This window comes from Brevibacterium sp. W7.2 (genome assembly GCF_018137945.1).
Classification (GTDB): Bacteria; Actinomycetota; Actinomycetes; order Actinomycetales; family Brevibacteriaceae; genus Brevibacterium; species Brevibacterium sanguinis.
Genome location: NZ_CP073089.1, coordinates 980,332 through 995,945, shown reverse-complemented (window position 1 = coordinate 995,945; position 15,614 = coordinate 980,332). Strand labels below are relative to the sequence as shown.

Genomic DNA, 15,614 nt, shown 5'->3' with positions numbered 1-15,614 from the left:
ATCGTTCGGTGCCGCCTGATGATCGTTTGAGAATGATTGCTTTTCGCAACGCTTTTTCTGCGGCAGACTGGTCATCGGCGTGATTCGCGCCGCCGCGTCTCGGCCGCAATCGGCCGGCATCCGGCTCGTTCGTCCTCGCCAGCACTCGCACCACCACCCCGACAGGAGTCCCATGACCGGTCCTGAGCTCATCACCATCGCCGGCGCCGCCACCGTTCTCGCGGTCACCCCCGGACCCGAGACGATCCTCACCGTGCGTCTCTCGGCACTGCGCCGCAAGGCCGGGCTCATCTACTCCCTCGGTTCGGCGACCGGCATGACGATCTGGATGATCGCCGCGCTCACCGGGATCTCCGCACTCCTCACCGCCTACCCCTCGGCGCTCCTCGTGCTCAAGATCGTCGGCGGTGCCTACCTCTGCTTCCTCGGCGTCCTCGCTGCCCGGCAGGCGCTGAAGATCCGCAGCGAACTGCGCGGCACCGCCCCGCTCGGCCCCGTCGGCGAGATCGCGGCGGCCACCGATGACATCGTCGCCGATGACCTCGTCGCCGAGGTGGCCCCGGCCAAGGGCGCCCACCCGTGGGGCCAGCTCGCCTCGATCATCTCCTACCGCCGCGGCCTGCTCTCCTCCCTGTCCAACCCCAAGGCGGGCCTCTTCTTCCTCGCCGTCATGCCGACGCTCGTCCCCGCCTCCCCCGCGGGCACCGACTACGTGCTCCTCGTCGCGATCGTCGTCGGCCTGCTGCTCGCCTACCAGATCCTGCTCGCCCTCATCGCCGGATACGCCGCCGCTGCCCTCCAGCGCCGCAGCACCGACTTCTGGATCGAAGCCGTCTCCGCCGGCATCCTCGCCGTCATGGGCATCACGGTCGCCGCCATCCCCATGTGACGCCCCCGCTGGGGTTGTGGCGCAGGTGGTGCGCCGCGGTCGGTGCGACATGGCCGGACAACGTCGTGTCTGCCGCTACACAGTCGGCGCTGCGGCCCGCGGCTGCCGCGACACTGCCCGTGCGGCGCGGCGCAGCCCCCACCGCACGGTCCGCCGCGGCGACACACCTTCTCCACGGCCCCTGTCGGCCAAAAGTAAAACTGCAGGGAACTAAACGCCCGCAGTTCTACTTTTGGCCCGCAGAACACGCGCACCCCGAACTTCTCGCCAGCAGAACAACTTCTCGCCAGCGCCACATCCGGCGCGCCATTGCCGATCGGTGCGACGCGGCGGGCGACAGCGAGCCAGTCATTACACAATCGGCGCTGCGGCCCGCGTCTACCGCGCGAGACACCGCCCGTGCGGCGCGGCCTCGCAACACGATCGGTGCGACGACACACCTTCGCCACAGCCCATGTCGGCCAAAAGTAGAACTGCGGACGACTGAAAGCCCGCAGTTCTACTTTTGGCCCGCAGAACCTGCGCGCCCCGAACTTTTCGCCTGCCGAACACCTTTTCGCCATCGCCACATGCGGCGCGCCATTGCCGATCGGTGCGACGCGGCGGGGCGACAGCGAGCCAGTCACTACACAGTCGGTGCTGCGGCCCGCGGCTACCGCGACACTGCCCGTACGGCGCAGCTCCTCGCCACACGATCAGTGCGACGACACGCCTTCGCCACGGCCCATGTCGGCCAAAAGTAGATTTGTGGACGACTGATCGCCCGCAGTTCTACTTTTGGCCCGCAGAACCCGCGCGCCCCGAACTTCTCGCCTGCAGAACAACTTTTCGCAAGCGCCACATCCGGCGCGCCATCGCGCGAAACGGCGCCGGTGCCCGAGATCGCTCTCGGACACCGGCGCCGCTGACTGCCATTCCGGCCGAGCTGCCCCCGCGGAGAATGCGGCGAGCGGCTCGAGCCGGACGAGGTTCAGTCGCTGTGGTTGGGGCCGTCGCTGCGGGGGCCGTCACCGACCGAGCCCGTACCAGGGCCGGCACCGGGAGCCGCACCGCCGCCGACTGGGCCGGCACCGCCGACCGGACCGGCACCGGGAGCGCGGCCGGTCGCACCGCCGAGGCGGTCGCCGGTCGGATCGCCGACCGAGGACTCGACGACGTCGGCCGCCTCATCCTCGACCTTGCCGAGCAGCCGTGCTGCGGCCTCTCGACCGCCGAGGCCGAAGGCGAGTGCCGCGGCGGCGGCTCCACCGATGACAACGGCACCGAACGCGAGGTTGATGATCGAGTCCGCGATGCCCATGTAGCGCAGGCCCATCGCAATGAACAGAGCGATCGCCGAATAGCGCAGCACCTTGCTCGCGATGTTGTTCGTGATGAACTTTCCGATGAGCGCCGCGATGAGGAAGCCGGCCGCGATGATCACCGCACCGAAGAGGACGCTGCCGCCCAGCGCGAGGATCTCATTGAGGATGTTGGTGATCTCGGGGAAGCCGAGCATCCTCGTGGCCATGATCGCGAAGAAGATCATGATGGCGACTTGGACGATCTTCGTGATCACCGACGACGCGCTCGTGCCCGCGGGGAAGATGCCGATCGAGTCGATCGCCTTATCGGTGCCGACACCGCGGAGGATCTCCTCGAGCAGGTTGCCGAGGAACTTCGCGATCACCCAGCCGATGGTGAGCAGGATCGCCGCGGCGATGATGAGCGGGATCGCCTGGAGGAACATCTCGAGCATCTGCTGCGCGGGATCGGAGATAGCTGCGATGCCGAGCACCTGAAGCGCCGCGATCGAGACGACGATGATGATGATTCCGAAGACGAGATTGCCGACGAGGTTGACCACCCGAGCGTTCGCATCGGCCTGCGCGTTCGGCTGACCGTAGCCCTGCTGGCCAGGGTGTCCCTGCTGGCCGGGGTGCCCCTGCTGACCGGGATGCCCCGGCTGACCGTAGCCCTGCTGGCCCGGATGGCCCTGGCCGGGATGGCCCTGACCCGGATGACCCTGGCCGGGCTGACCCTGCGGCGGCATCGGCTGATCCTGCGGCGGCTGACCACCGGGCTGGCCCGGTCCCGCCGGTCCGCCCTGACCCATGGGCGCGCCCTGAGGATTGACCTGGTCGAGGTTCGCCGTCGGCTGCGATGTGCCACCGGGACGACGGAAGCCTCCATCGGAGTCCGCGACGCTGACCGCGCGATCACCGATCGACCGGAACTTCGAGGTCAGCCGGCTGAGATCGACGGTGCCGAGGGCGGTGACGACGAGCTGTTTGGCGATCTTCGCGAACACGTAGCCGATGAGGAAGATGAAACCGGCGCCGATGATGTTCGGCAGGAACCCGAAGATTCCGTTCGCCAGTCCCTGCAGCGGCGTGAGCACCTGATCGAGGGCGAACAGCTGGAGTACCGCGATGAGACCGAGGATCCAGATGACGAGGCCCGCGATCTGCCCGACCGAGCGGCCGATCTGCTGGCCGTTGTGCCCGTCTCTCTGCAGAGCCGGGATCTTGGCCACGAGCTTGCCGATCGCCCATTTGACGATCGAGGCGACGATCCACGTGACGATGAGAATGAGAATTGCAAGGCCCACATTGATGAGGACCGGCCATATGTCTTGCATTTCCGTTGTCTCCTTCGGATTCTGCGGACTAACAAGGCGTCATTGCCGCTTGTTGATTCGGAGCCTATTCGAATGGAGCACACCGGACAAGGGTGTGTCAGCTTTCATCTCGGATTTCGGCCGAAATGGCAATTGACGGCGGCGGCATTCATGCGTTTATTTCAATGCCTTAACAAGACGTTCATATGGCGATCACAATTGCGCATCGAGATCGCTTTCCAGCACCCCGAGGACGGGCCTCGCGCACCGCTCTGACCTGAGACGGAAGACGCCGGTGGCGAATAGGAGACGGCCCGAGATCGATCTGCGAAATGCCGGGCACTGAGACCGTGCCGGCTCATCGTCGCGCACCGGCGGGAATCGCACACGTGCCACCGGAATAACCTCGGCGGAAACGTCAGACAATCATCTCGTGATCGTCGGGAATGATCCGGCAATTACTCTGCGGCGAATTCCAAGGGCACGTTGTCGATGAGCCGGGTCGTACCAACGGTGACTGCGGCGAGCAGCAGCGCCGAACCGCGGAAATGGTCGGAGACCGGCTGCAGGGTCGCCGCGTCGACGAGGCTGAGGTAGTGGACCCTGACGTCGGGTCCGCCCTCCGCCCGGGCCGTCGCGAGGCCGATGCCGAGCGTCCGGCGGGCGACGTCGAGGGTGTCGGGCGGCAGCGCATGGTCGATGCGCACCGCCTTCTCCGCTGCCGCCAGTGCGCGGGGAATCGCGAGCGCCGCGGCCCTCTCCCCCGGGCTGAGGTATTCGTTCCGGCTCGAGGTCGCCAGGCCGTCGCGGTCACGGACGACGGGCAGACCGATGAGCTCGATGTCGAAGTCGAGGTCGGCGATGAGCCGCCTGACCAGGGAGAACTGCTGAATGTCCTTGAGTCCGAAGACGGTGACATCGGGGTCGATGAGAGTGAAGAGCTTCGACACGACCGTGAGCACACCATCGAAGTGGCCCGGCCGGTCGGCGCCTTCGAACACCGCGCCCATGCGTCCGCCGGTGACGGTGACCTCGGGAGCCGACGGGTACATCTCGATGAACGCCGGGGCGAAGACGAAGTCGGCTCCGGCCTCCTCGCACGCGGCGATGTCCTCGGCGAAGGGCCGCGGGTAGCGCGTGAAGTCCTCGCCGGGGCCGAACTGGAGCGGATTGACGAAGATCGACACGACGAGGTGGTCGGCCGTCTGCCGGGCACGCTCCATGAGCGCGCGGTGCCCGGAGTGGAGGGCGCCCATCGTCGGCACGAGCGCGACCGTCCCCGTCTGCCGTTTGCGCCATGCGCGCAGCGCGGGAATCCCGCCGATCTCCAGGCCGCCCGCCCGGCTCTCCGTCCCCGATGCCGCCTGCGCCGACGACATCACTCGAAGCTCCGCTCGGGTTCGGGGAACTGCCCGCCGGCCACCTCGGCGACATAGGTCTCGACCGCCTCGGTGAGGACGGACCGGACATCGGCGTAGCGCTTGACGAAGCGAGGCGCCTTCCCGGGCCGCAGCCCGGCCATGTCCTGCCACACGAGGACCTGCGCGTCGCAGTCCGCGCCGGCCCCGATGCCGACGGTCGGGATGGTCAGCTCGGCGGTGACCTGGGCGGCCAGCGGGGCGGGCACCATCTCCATGACCACGGAGAACGCTCCCGCCTCGGCGACGGCACGGGCATCGGCGAGCAGGGCGTCGGCGGCGTCACCGCGGCCCTGCACGCGATATCCGCCGAGGTTGTGCTCGGCCTGCGGGGTGAAGCCGATGTGCGCCATGACGGGGATCCCGGCCGCGGTGATCGCGCGGATCCGGGAGGCGACCTGCTGTCCGCCTTCGAGCTTGACGGCGTGGACCTCGGCCTCCTTCATGAATCGCACGGCCGTGGCGACGGCCTGTTCGTCGGAGATCTCGTAGCTGCCGAAGGGCAGGTCGGCGACGATGAGCGCGCGCGAGGTCGCGCGGGCGACGGCGCGGGCGAGCGGGATGAGCTCGTCGACGGTCACCGGCAGCGTCGTGTCGTAGCCGAAGACGTTGTTCGCCGCGGAGTCGCCGACGAGGAGCGCCTCGACTCCCGCCTCCTCGAAGAGCGCGGCCGTGTACTGGTCGTAGCTGGTCAGCATCGCCCAGCGCCGCCCCGCGGCCTTCGCCTTGAGCAGGTCGATGGTGCGCACCCGCCGAGGCGGTGGACCCGCCGCGTACACGGGTGTCGTCTCTGCCTGCCTGCTGTCGTCTGCCGCATCGGGCATGGGAATCCTCTGTGGTTGGCTGTCTCGGTATGCGCGGTGGGCCGGGGCATCCGCGCGGTCGCGCACTGCCCGCCTGCACCGGTCGCAAGCACCGTCGTCATGGAGCCGGCCCGGATCGCGAGCCTGCCACCAGCGTACCCGGGTCCGCGTCGGTTGCACTTTCCCTCCACAGGTGATTAAGCTCAAAAGTGCGTAAATAAGGCGCCGAACCCCGAAGGACGACGATGACCACGACAGCCTCGATCGAGCTCACCCTCAAAGACATCTCCGCCGGCACCGCCGCCGGGTCGATGTGCGGCGACGAGCTCATCACCGCCCCCTGGGACGTCGACGCCGCCCCCGGCTACGGCCCCGGCGCCTCGACCGCCGACCCGATCCCCGCCTCCGCCCCGCGCCAGGGTGAGATCCCGCAGGAGTACCGGGACGCCTCGGCGGAGGAGCTGCGGGACCGGATCATCGCCGCCAAGGCCGCGCTCGGTGACCGCGTCGTCCTCCTCGGCCACCACTACCAGCGCGTCGAGGTCGTCGAGCACGCCGACTACATCGGCGACTCGTTCATGCTCGCCGGGGCCGCCCAGAACCATCCCGACGCCGAGGCGATCGTCTTCTGCGGCGTCCACTTCATGGCCGAGACCGCCGACCTCCTCTCCACCCCCGACCAGGCCGTCATCCTCCCCAACCTCGCCGCCGGGTGCTCGATGGCCGACATGGCGACGATCGATGAGGTCGAGGACTGCTGGGAGCAGCTGGCCGAGCTGTGGGGCACCGCGCCCGACGCATCCGGCAAGGTGCCCGTCATCCCCGTGACGTACATGAACTCCTCGGCCGCGATCAAGGGCTTCTGCGGCCGCAACGGCGGGATCGTGTGCACGTCATCGAACGCCGAGGTGGTGCTCGACTGGGCGTTCGAACGCGGGCACCGCGTCCTCTTCTTCCCCGACCAGCACCTCGGTCGCAACACCGCCATCGACATGGGCATCGACCCGGACCGGATGCCGCTGTGGAACCCCCGCCGGCCGCTCGGCAACAACACCGCCGACGTCCTCGATGACGCCCGGGTCATCCTCTGGCAGGGCTTCTGCTCCGTCCACAAGCGCTTCACTCCCGCCCAGATCGCGGCGGCCCGCGCCGCGAACCCGGACGTCCGGGTCATCGTCCACCCCGAGTGCCCGCGCGAGACCGTCGCCGCAGCCGACGAATCCGGGTCGACGGCCTACATCACCAAGGCCATCGAATCCGCTGCCGAACCGACCGCGTTCGCCATCGGCACGGAGATCAACCTCGTCCAACGGCTCGCCGCCGACCATCCCCAGCACACGATCACATGCCTCGATCCCGTCGTGTGCCCGTGCTCGACGATGTACCGCATCCACCCCGGTTACCTCGCGTGGGTCCTCGAATCCCTCCTCGACGGCCGGATCGTCAACCGGATCACTGTCGACGCCGAGGTGGCCGACCCCGCCCGCACGGCACTGGACCGGATGCTCGCCGCGAAGCCGAGGATCTGACGTGCGCCACGTCGTCGTCATCGGCACGGGCATCGCGGGCCTGACCACGGCCCTGCGCCTGGCCGGTTCCCAGGCCGTCACGCTCGTGACGAAGGACCGCCTCGGCGACTCGAACACGGCGCTCGCCCAAGGTGGGATCGCCGGGGTGCTCAGCCCCGATGACTCCGTTGCCGCCCACATCGCCGACACGCTGGCCGCCGGTGCCGGGCAGGCTGACCCAGAGGCCGTCCGTGTGCTGTGCATGGAGGGCCCCGAGCGGATCCGCGAGCTCGCGGAGACCGGGGTGCGCTTCGATCGCCGAGGCGGGGCGGCCGCCGATCCGCTCGATCCCGACCACTGGGAGCGCGGCATCGAGGGGGCGCATTCCGCGGCCCGGATCTATCACTCCGGTGGGGATGCGACGGGGAGAGCGATCGTCGATGCCCTCGTCGCCGCGGTCCGCGCCGAGGCGGCTGCGGGCCGGATCACGGTGCGGACGGAGACGATGCTCGTCGACCTCGTCACCGAACCCCGCGGCGCGGCGTGCGACCCTGCGGCGGCTGCCGGTGCGCAGGCGGTGACAGGGGTCCGAGTGCGCGGGTGCGACGGCGTCGTCGAGTGCATCGCCGCCGCTGCCGTCGTCCTCGCGACCGGCGGGGCCGGACAGCTCTTCGCCCACACGACGAATCCGCCGGCGGCGACCGGTGACGGTCTTGCCGCGGCGATCCGCGCAGGTACTGCCGTCAGCGACCTCGAGTTCGTCCAGTTCCATCCCACGGCGTTCGCCGGATCGGGCTTCCTCGTCTCCGAGGCGGTGCGCGGGGCCGGGGCGCTCCTCCTCGACGCCCGCGGCAGACGGATCATGCCGGCGATCGATCCGCGCGCCGAGCTCGCACCCCGCAGTGTCGTCGCGCTCGCCCTCCACCGGACGATGGCCGGACAGAACGGTCTGCCGTGCCACCTCGATGCGCGGGCGATCCCCGACGTCGATGCCCGGTTCCCGAGCATCGCCGCGCACCTGTCCACCCACGGGCTCTCGCTCGCCGACGACCTCATTCCCGTCACCCCCGCCGCGCACTACGTCATGGGCGGCATCACCACCGACCTCGAGGGACGCACCTCGATCAAGGGGCTCTTCGCCGTCGGCGAGGCAGCCTGCACGGGCGTCCACGGGGCCAACCGTCTCGCCTCGAACTCCCTGCTCGAAGGCGCGGTCTTCGGGGCGCGGGCCGCCGATGCGATCGCGGCCGACCTGGACGGGGCGACGACCGGCACCGCGACAGCGTCTGGCTACGCGGCCGTGTCCGACGTCGCGGCCGTGTCCGGCCCCGCGGCTGTGTCTGACTCCGCGGCAGCGTCCGGCCCCAGCGTCGGAAAGACCACGACGGCCGCGGCGCACGCCGTGCGCTCGTCGCCGCTGTCGCGCACGGCCCTGCAGGCGCTGACGTGGGAGCACCTCGGCCTCGAACGCACCGCTGCGGGCCTCACCGAACTCCTCGACCGCCTCGGCGCCGGATCGAACGACCACCCCGACTTGGGAGCAGGAGACGACCTCCGCCCGGGTGACGACGCTCCACTCGAGCGGCACGACATCGAAACGGCGAACCTCGCCCTCATCGCACGGACGATGGCCGTGCGCGCTCTGGCTCGCCCCGAGAGCGTCGGCGCTCATGTCCGCACCGACGCACCCCACCGGTCCGACGCGACCCGCGCCGAGGCGGCCACTGCGGTCGGGACGCCTGTGACCACCGGGTCCGGGGGCCGGACGACGCTCCACCCACACACCGAGGAGGCGGCCTCATGCTGACGACGGCGACGATCGAGGCGGCGGTGCGGAATGCGCTGACCGAGGACGCCCCGTGGGGTGACATCACCGGCGACGTGTTCGTTCCCGCGGAGGCCACGGCCGCCGCCGAGCTGCGCGCCCGGGAGGACGGGGTCTTCGCCGGCGGTGAGGTCTTCGCCGCCGCGTTCGCCCTCACCGATCCGACGATCGACGTCGACGTGTACGTCACCGACGGGGAGTCCTTCTCCGCCGGACAGGTGCTCGCGACTGTGTCGGGTCCGGCGCGCGGGGTGCTGCGCGCCGAGCGGATCGCCCTCAACTTCACCCAGCGGATGAGCGGTATCGCGACTCTGACCAGGGCGTTCGTCGACGCCGCCGGGGGCAGGACACGGATCGCCGACACTCGGAAGACCACTCCTGGCCTGCGCGCGTTCGAGAAGCATGCGGTGCGCTGCGGGGGCGGGCACAGTCATCGGTTCGGGCTCTCGGACGCGGTCATGGTCAAGGACAACCACCTCGGCGTGCTCACCGGCACCGGCGGCGACGTCACCGCCGCTCTGCTCGCGGCCAGGGAGCGGCTCGGGCACACGACGATGATCGAGGTCGAGGTCGACCGACTCGAGCAGATCCCCGCAGTCCTCGACGGCGGGGCCGACATCATCATGCTCGACAACTTCTCACTGGCCGACCTGCGCCGTGGGGTCGCCCTCATCGGCGATGCCGCCATCGTCGAGGCCAGTGGCAACGTCTCGCTCGAGACCGTCGAGGCGATCGCCGCCACCGGCGTCGATGTCATCTCCTCCGGTGCGCTCACGCACAGTGTCCGGTCGATCGACCTCGGGCTCGACCTCGCGCTCACAGCCGCGGCGACGGCGAGCCCGGTCATCCGGACGGCGGCGGACTGAGATGGATCCGCTCTATCTCGACACCGCCTCCGCCGCGCCCGTCCGCCGGGAGGCGCTCGAGGCGGCCTGGCCGCACCTCGCGGGAGCCTTCGGCAATCCGTCGAGCCACCATGAGATCGGGCGGCGCTCCGCGGAGGCCCTCGACGACGCCCGGGCGCGGGTCGCCCGGGTCCTCGGGAGGCGGAGCACGGACATCGTCTTCACCGGTGGGGGCACCGAGGCGGCGAATCTCGCGGTCATCGGGATGGCGCTCGGACGACTGCCCGAGGACGGCGGCACAACCGGCCGGCGCCACCTCGTGACCTCACCGCTCGAGCATGAGGCGGTGCTCGCCTCGGCGGACCATCTGCGCCGACGTCACGGCTTCACCGTCTCATTCATCGACGTCGAGCCCGACGGCACGGTCACTGCCGATGCTCTGCGGGCAGTGCTGCGGGAGGACACCGCCGTCGTCAGCCTCGGGTATGCGAACAACGAGATCGGCACGGTCGCCGCGGTCGCCGAACTCTCCGCGCTCGCTCGCGAGGTCGGTGCGCTCACGCACACCGATGCCGTCCAGGCTGCCGGGTGGCTGCCGCTGACCGACCTCGGCGTCGATGCCCTCACGCTCGCCGGGCACAAGATCGGTGCGCCGAAGGGCATCGGGGTGGCCGCGATCCGCGCCCGGGTCCCGGTCGAACCGATCATCCACGGCGGGGGTCAGGAATCGGGGCGCCGGTCGGGCACGGAGAACGTCGCCCTGGCCGTCGCGTTCGCCACGGCCCTCGAACTCGCCGAGGCGGAACGGGTCGAGGCCGCGGCACGCGTGGCGGGCATTCGGGATGCCTTCATCGCCGAGGTGGTCGGGGCGGTCGACGGTGCGCTGCTCACGGGCAGTGCCGCGGCGCGGACTCCGAACCATGCTTCGTTCTGCTTCTCGCGCACGAGTGGGGAGGCGGTGCTCCTCGAGCTCGAGCGGCTCGGTGTCACGGCATCGAGTGGGTCGGCGTGCGCGGTCGGCTCCGATGAGCCCTCGCATGTCCTGCTCGCTCTCGGCATCGACGCCGAGGTCGCGAAGACGAGCGTGCGCTTCACCTTCCCCGCCTCGATCACTCCCGACCAGGGGGCGGGAGCCGCGGCGGCCGTCATCGAGGCGGCGAAGCGTCTGAGCCTCGCATTCTCCTGAGCCTCGTAGTCTCCTGAGCCCCGCGGTCTCCTGAGGGCTCGGGTCCCGGTTGCGATCTCACGTCGCGCAGCTGTCCCGCAGGCGCTCTCACCTGCCGCGAAGAGTCCAGTGATGTGCGATTGGACTCTTTCCAAGCTCTGGATGCGGAGAGACACTGGAATCACAGAATCCGCTTCGGCTGTGAGGAGGGACCGACATGGATCTCGTGGCACTGCTCTTCATCGCAGCGAGCTTCACGGGCATCGTCTTCCTCATCGGGCGCCTGACGTGTCCGCGCCGCGATCGGGTGCCGCTGACCGAGGTCGACGGCGTCATCCTGTGGACCACGCTGTGCCGCGGATGGCTGGCGCTGAGCGCGATCGCTCCGCTCACCCTCATCATCGACGACCGCCCCGACAACGCCGCCGCGTAGTCCGCGCAAAGTGCCGTCTGCTGATACCCGGCGCTAAGCCTGCGCACACCGCATACAACATCTGTCATGACCGCTGATGTGCGCTGTTAGTGTGAATGTATGGACCACAGCCCTCTCGATCGACCGGGATTCGCCGCACGCATCTTTGCTGTGTCAGCCATTCTCATCTACGCCGCAGTCTTATTGTGGTTCACCGTGACAGCACCGGCCGAGGTGCCGACCCACTTCGACGCCACAGGACGCGCGGACGACTGGGATTCGAAGGCCTCCCTTGTGGCCATCTTCGTGCCACTCGGACTCGGAATTCCGATCCTCTTCTCCATCCGCGCGATCTGGGTGCGCGTACCCCGGGCACTCATCAACGCTCCGCACAAGAACTACTGGTTCGACCACGACAAGACGACGTACTTCTACGACTGCCTCATGGAGTTCATGCGCATCAACGCCGGAGCGCTTGCGCTGCTCTTCGCGGTGATTCTCAGTTCGATCTCCGCAACGGCGGCGAGCTCCACGCCCGGCGACACGGGCGTCCAAGTCCCGATCATCGTCGCGCCGATCGGATTCCTCATCGCCGCCGCCGCCTCGGTGTGGCTGCTCTACCGGCGTTTGGAACCACGGCGCTGAGCTTCGGCCGTCTTGCGCCGGTCCTCGCCGAACGACCGCCCGGACAGCACCGCCCCGTAGTCCGCCGGTCGCTCACCTCGCGAAGACGGAGACGTCCCAGCTCTGCATCGCATGCGCCGAGGCCCAGAAGTGGAGTTCGTAGACGCAGGCGCGCTCGAACGCCGCACGCATCCGTGCGGCTTCATCGGCGGGCACCCGATCGAACTCGCGCTCGAGGATCGCCACGGCCTGCCGGGTCGATTCGTCGAACTCCGGGGAATCATAGGTCTGCACCCACGTCCGGTACGGGTGGGCCTCGTTCATCGCACCGGCCTTCTCGACGAGCACCTTGCCCATGTGGGCGTAGACCCAGAAGCACGGCAGGACACCGGCCACGCCTTCCCCGTACGACCGGCTCGCCGCGGTGGCGACGAGGAACGACACATACCCGAGCGTCGTCGGCGACGGCCCCAGATGATCGGTGGCCTCGAGTTCGGCGTGAGCCACCGCAAGCCGTTCATCGGAGAGCAGCTGAGCGTGCATCTCCTCCTCCACCGTGATCGCCTCCGCCGCCGAGGTCGACCAGAACCGTGACTCACCGCGGTCCGCCGTCTTCCCGGCGAGGAACGACATCGCCTTCGCATACCCGCTCAGGTAGATGCTGTCCTGCGTGATGTAGTTCGTGAACGCGAGCGGGGCGAGAGTGCCCTCGCCGAGCTGGGTGAGGAACGGCAGCGCTTCGATCTCGTCGATGATCGGGCGCACGTCCTCCCACAGCGCGGTGGTGTGCGGTCCGGCGGCGAAGTTCGTGCTCATGAGTGGTCTCTCCTCGGGGTCGGAATCGGACTGGAATCGGGATGGAATCGGACTGACCGGAATCAGCCGGGCGGGAAGCGGACGGGTCGGCTGGACATCAGCGGCGACGGACGTCGACCTGGTGGTCGACGGGCCCGTGCGCACCGGCGGCATCGAGGCTGACCTGCCAGTCCGCGGCCGAGGCGAGCGCGCGGGCGAGGAAGTCGAGTCCCCGCTCGACGGCTCCGTGCACCTCCTCGGTGCTCAATGCCTCTCCGCCGTTGGCACGCCTGAGCACGGCCGCCTCGGCGGTGATCGCCGCCGACAGGGTGCACCCGGTGCCGTGCGTGTTCGGGGTGGAGATCCGAGGGTGGGAGAACTCGGCGATCTCCCCATCGGCGGTGACGAGGATGTCGGCGACGTCCCCGTCGGCGGCGTGACCGCCCTTGAGGAGCACGGCACGGGCACCCCGGGCGATGAGCTCGCGTGCCTGGTCACGCATCTGGGCCGGCGTCTGCGCCTCAGCGACATCATCGCCGAGGAGAAGGGCCGCCTCGGGGAGGTTCGGGGTGATGAGATCGGCGACGGGCAGGAGACGCTCCCGCACCGCGGCGACCGCATCGACCTCGAGGAGGCGGTGCCCGGACGTCGACACCATGACCGGGTCGACGGTTAAGAACCCGAAATCGGAGGTGCGCGCCCGGTCGACGACGAGGTCGACGAGCGAGGTCGACCCGAGCATCCCGGTCTTCGTCGCATCGACGGGCATGTCGCCCAGGACACTGTCGAGCTCGGCGACGACGAAGTCCTCGTCGATCGGGTAGACGCGGGAGACCCCGTGCGTGTTCTGCGCGACGAGCGCGGTGATCGCCGTGGTCCCCAGCACCCCGAGGGCGGTGAACGTCTTGAGGTCGGCGTGGATGCCCGCCCCGCCCGAGGGGTCGGTGCCGGCGATCGACAGGGTGATCGGGGGCCGCGTGCTCATGCCGCTCCCCCGCCCTCACCTGTGGCTGGCGCGGTCCCGTCACCGTATGCGGTGAGCAGCTCACGGGCCGCCCGCTCGGGGTCGGAGGCGCGGCAGATCGCGGAGACGACGCAGAAGCCGAGCAGTCTGCGACCGCGCAGCTGCGGAACCCGTCCGGCGTCGATGCCGCCGATCGCGACCGCGGGCAGTCCCGCCTCGGCTGTCAGATCGCCGAGGCGGTCGGGGCCGATCCCGGCCGGCGCGTCGGTCTTCGTCGTCGTGTCGAAGACGGGCCCGATGCCGACGAGGTCGACGGCGCCGGTGGCCCGGGCCGCCGCGAATTCGGCGGCGCTGGCGGCGGAGAGACCGATGAGCGGGTCGGGACCGACGAGGTCGCGCACCTCGGTGACGGGAGTGTCGGTCTGTCCGACATGGATGTGGACGTCGGCGCCCTCATCGAGGAGGTGCCGGGTGACGGCGACCCGGTCGTTGAGGAAGAGCGGGACGCGGCGGTCGGTGCCGGCCACCGCCTCGCCGACGGCGGCGATGACCTCCCTGGTCAGGGTCAGGAACTCGGTGTCGTCGATGTCCTTGTCCCGGACCTGGACGATGCCGGCTCCCCCGCGCACGGCGGCGAGCACGGTCTCGGCGACGGTGCGTCCGGCCTCTCGGCACTGCGCGGAATCGGTGACGAGGTAGAGGCGGGCGTCGACGCCGGCGAGGCGCTCACTCGTCGCGCTCATGCTCTCGTCACCTCGACCCGGGCCTCACCGATGCGGGCATCGTCGGTGGTGTGGAGGGCATCGAGGAAGTTGACCGCGTAGCTGCCCGGTCCGGCGGCGCCGGTCGCCGCGGCCTCGCCGGCGACGGCGAAGTGGGCGTGGGCGGCGACGACGGCGGTGAACCGATCGAACGCCGCGAGTCCGGCCGGACCCGCACCCGGGCTCGAGTCGACCGGCGGGACGGCGGCGAGGTAGGCGGCGGTGACGGCGCCGAGCGAGCACCCGGTGCCGATGACGAGCGGCATGAACGCATGTCCGCCGTCGACGCGGGCGGTGTGGTCGACGCCGTCGATGTGGGCGACGATGGCGTCCCGCTTGCCCGAGACGGCGACGATCGCCCCGCTGGTCCGCGCGAGCTCGGCCGCCGCCGGGAGGACGGCGTCGACCTCGTCGGTCGATTCGACACCGCGCCCGCCGGCCCCGGCGCCTGCCAGGGCCGCGATCTCCGAGGCGTTGCCGCGGATCGCGGTCGGGCGATCGGCGGCGGCCCGACGGATGCGGGTGGTGCGGAAGTCCACGGCGCCGATGCTCACGGGGTCGAGCACCCACGGAGTCGAATCCGCGGTGACCGCGCCGATCGCGGCGTCGGCGGCGAGGAACTGCTGGTTCGTCGCGGTTCCGAAGTTGACGAGCAGACCGCCGGCCAGGTGCGCGAACTGCCCGGCGTCGGCCTCGTGGTCGAGCATCGCCGGGGACGCGCCGACAGCGAGCAGCACGTTCGCGCTGAACTGCTGGACGACCGTGTTCGTGATGCATTGGATGAGCGGATTCGCCGCGCGCAGACGTGCGTGCGCCGACGACAGATCGATGTCAGTCATGACGATCCCTTCGCTAGCATGGCCCAGATCAGGTTCGATGGGTGTCCTCTCAGCCCGGCGCGACTGCCGCCGGGCACCCCATGTCATTGCCCATGACTGTACCAAAATCGCCGAGGCGGGGGTGAGGTGGGGTCACCCCCTGACCTCGCCCCCGCCTCGGCGCCGGT

The 15,614-nt window shown here is 69.7% G+C and carries 14 protein-coding genes and 1 riboswitch; of the genes, 7 read left to right on the top strand and 7 right to left on the bottom strand.

Annotation, left to right across the window (positions count from 1 at the left end):
• The first annotated feature begins 172 nt into the window (after window positions 1-172).
• Window positions 173-889 (top strand): LysE family translocator, encoded by a 717-nt coding sequence (locus J9315_RS04320; protein WP_211978871.1) that lies wholly within the window; start codon window positions 173-175, stop codon window positions 887-889.
• 970 nt (window positions 890-1,859) lie between these two features.
• Here the strand turns inward: J9315_RS04320 and J9315_RS04315 are convergent.
• From J9315_RS04315 to panB, 3 genes are all read right to left on the bottom strand, one after another.
• Window positions 1,860-3,509, bottom strand: coding sequence for a mechanosensitive ion channel (locus tag J9315_RS04315; protein WP_211978870.1), 1,650 nt, complete (start codon window positions 3,507-3,509; stop codon window positions 1,860-1,862).
• Between the two features lie 437 nt (window positions 3,510-3,946).
• A complete protein-coding gene (gene panC, locus J9315_RS04310; protein WP_249121022.1) occupies window positions 3,947-4,867 on the bottom strand; it encodes a pantoate--beta-alanine ligase in 921 nt (306 codons plus the stop codon).
• Window positions 4,867-5,730 carry a 3-methyl-2-oxobutanoate hydroxymethyltransferase gene (panB, locus tag J9315_RS04305; RefSeq protein ID WP_211978869.1) on the bottom strand — a complete coding sequence of 288 codons (864 nt, stop codon included), beginning with the start codon at window positions 5,728-5,730 and terminating at the stop codon, window positions 4,867-4,869. The genes panC and panB overlap by 1 nt, the downstream gene beginning before the upstream one ends.
• Window positions 5,731-5,954: 224 nt before the next feature.
• Between panB and nadA the strand changes: the two genes are divergently transcribed.
• The 6 genes from nadA (at window position 5,955) to J9315_RS04275 (ending at window position 12,109) form a co-directional block, all read left to right on the top strand.
• The gene (gene nadA, locus J9315_RS04300; protein WP_211978868.1) at window positions 5,955-7,238 is read left to right on the top strand and encodes a quinolinate synthase NadA; all 1,284 of its coding nucleotides are present in this window, start codon (window positions 5,955-5,957) and stop codon (window positions 7,236-7,238) included.
• A gap of 1 nt (window position 7,239) precedes the next feature.
• Window positions 7,240-9,024, top strand: coding sequence for an L-aspartate oxidase (nadB, locus tag J9315_RS04295; protein WP_211978867.1), 1,785 nt, complete (start codon window positions 7,240-7,242; stop codon window positions 9,022-9,024).
• The gene (gene nadC, locus J9315_RS04290) at window positions 9,018-9,908 is read left to right on the top strand and encodes a carboxylating nicotinate-nucleotide diphosphorylase (protein WP_211978866.1); all 891 of its coding nucleotides are present in this window, start codon (window positions 9,018-9,020) and stop codon (window positions 9,906-9,908) included. The genes nadB and nadC overlap by 7 nt, the downstream gene beginning before the upstream one ends.
• 1 nt (window position 9,909) lies before the next feature.
• Entirely contained in the window at window positions 9,910-11,073 is a 1,164-nt protein-coding gene (locus J9315_RS04285) for a cysteine desulfurase family protein (protein ID WP_211978865.1), read from the top strand.
• A gap of 196 nt (window positions 11,074-11,269) precedes the next feature.
• Complete coding sequence (locus J9315_RS04280; RefSeq protein WP_211978864.1) at window positions 11,270-11,485, top strand: hypothetical protein; 216 nt, start codon at window positions 11,270-11,272, stop codon at window positions 11,483-11,485.
• Between the two features lie 150 nt (window positions 11,486-11,635).
• The gene (locus tag J9315_RS04275; protein WP_211978863.1) at window positions 11,636-12,109 is read left to right on the top strand and encodes a DUF1648 domain-containing protein; all 474 of its coding nucleotides are present in this window, start codon (window positions 11,636-11,638) and stop codon (window positions 12,107-12,109) included.
• Window positions 12,110-12,181: 72 nt separating this feature from the next.
• Here the strand turns inward: J9315_RS04275 and J9315_RS04270 are convergent, their stop codons facing one another.
• The 4 genes from J9315_RS04270 to thiM all read right to left on the bottom strand — a co-directional run bounded on the left by J9315_RS04270 (window position 12,182) and on the right by thiM (window position 15,447).
• A complete protein-coding gene (locus J9315_RS04270) occupies window positions 12,182-12,904 on the bottom strand; it encodes a TenA family protein (RefSeq protein WP_211978862.1) in 723 nt (240 codons plus the stop codon).
• A 97-nt stretch (window positions 12,905-13,001) separates the two neighbouring features.
• Entirely contained in the window at window positions 13,002-13,868 is an 867-nt protein-coding gene (gene thiD, locus J9315_RS04265) for a bifunctional hydroxymethylpyrimidine kinase/phosphomethylpyrimidine kinase (protein ID WP_211978861.1), read from the bottom strand.
• Window positions 13,865-14,590, bottom strand: a complete 726-nt coding sequence (thiE, locus tag J9315_RS04260; RefSeq protein WP_211978860.1) for a thiamine phosphate synthase — start codon at window positions 14,588-14,590, stop codon at window positions 13,865-13,867. Before thiE ends, thiD begins: the two co-directional genes overlap by 4 nt.
• On the bottom strand, window positions 14,587-15,447 hold the full coding sequence (gene thiM / locus J9315_RS04255) for a hydroxyethylthiazole kinase (protein ID WP_211978859.1): 861 nt from the start codon (window positions 15,445-15,447) through the stop codon (window positions 14,587-14,589). Before thiM ends, thiE begins: the two co-directional genes overlap by 4 nt.
• Window positions 15,435-15,538, bottom strand: a riboswitch (TPP riboswitch). It overlaps the preceding gene by 13 nt.
• Between the last annotated feature and the right edge of the window lie 76 nt (window positions 15,539-15,614).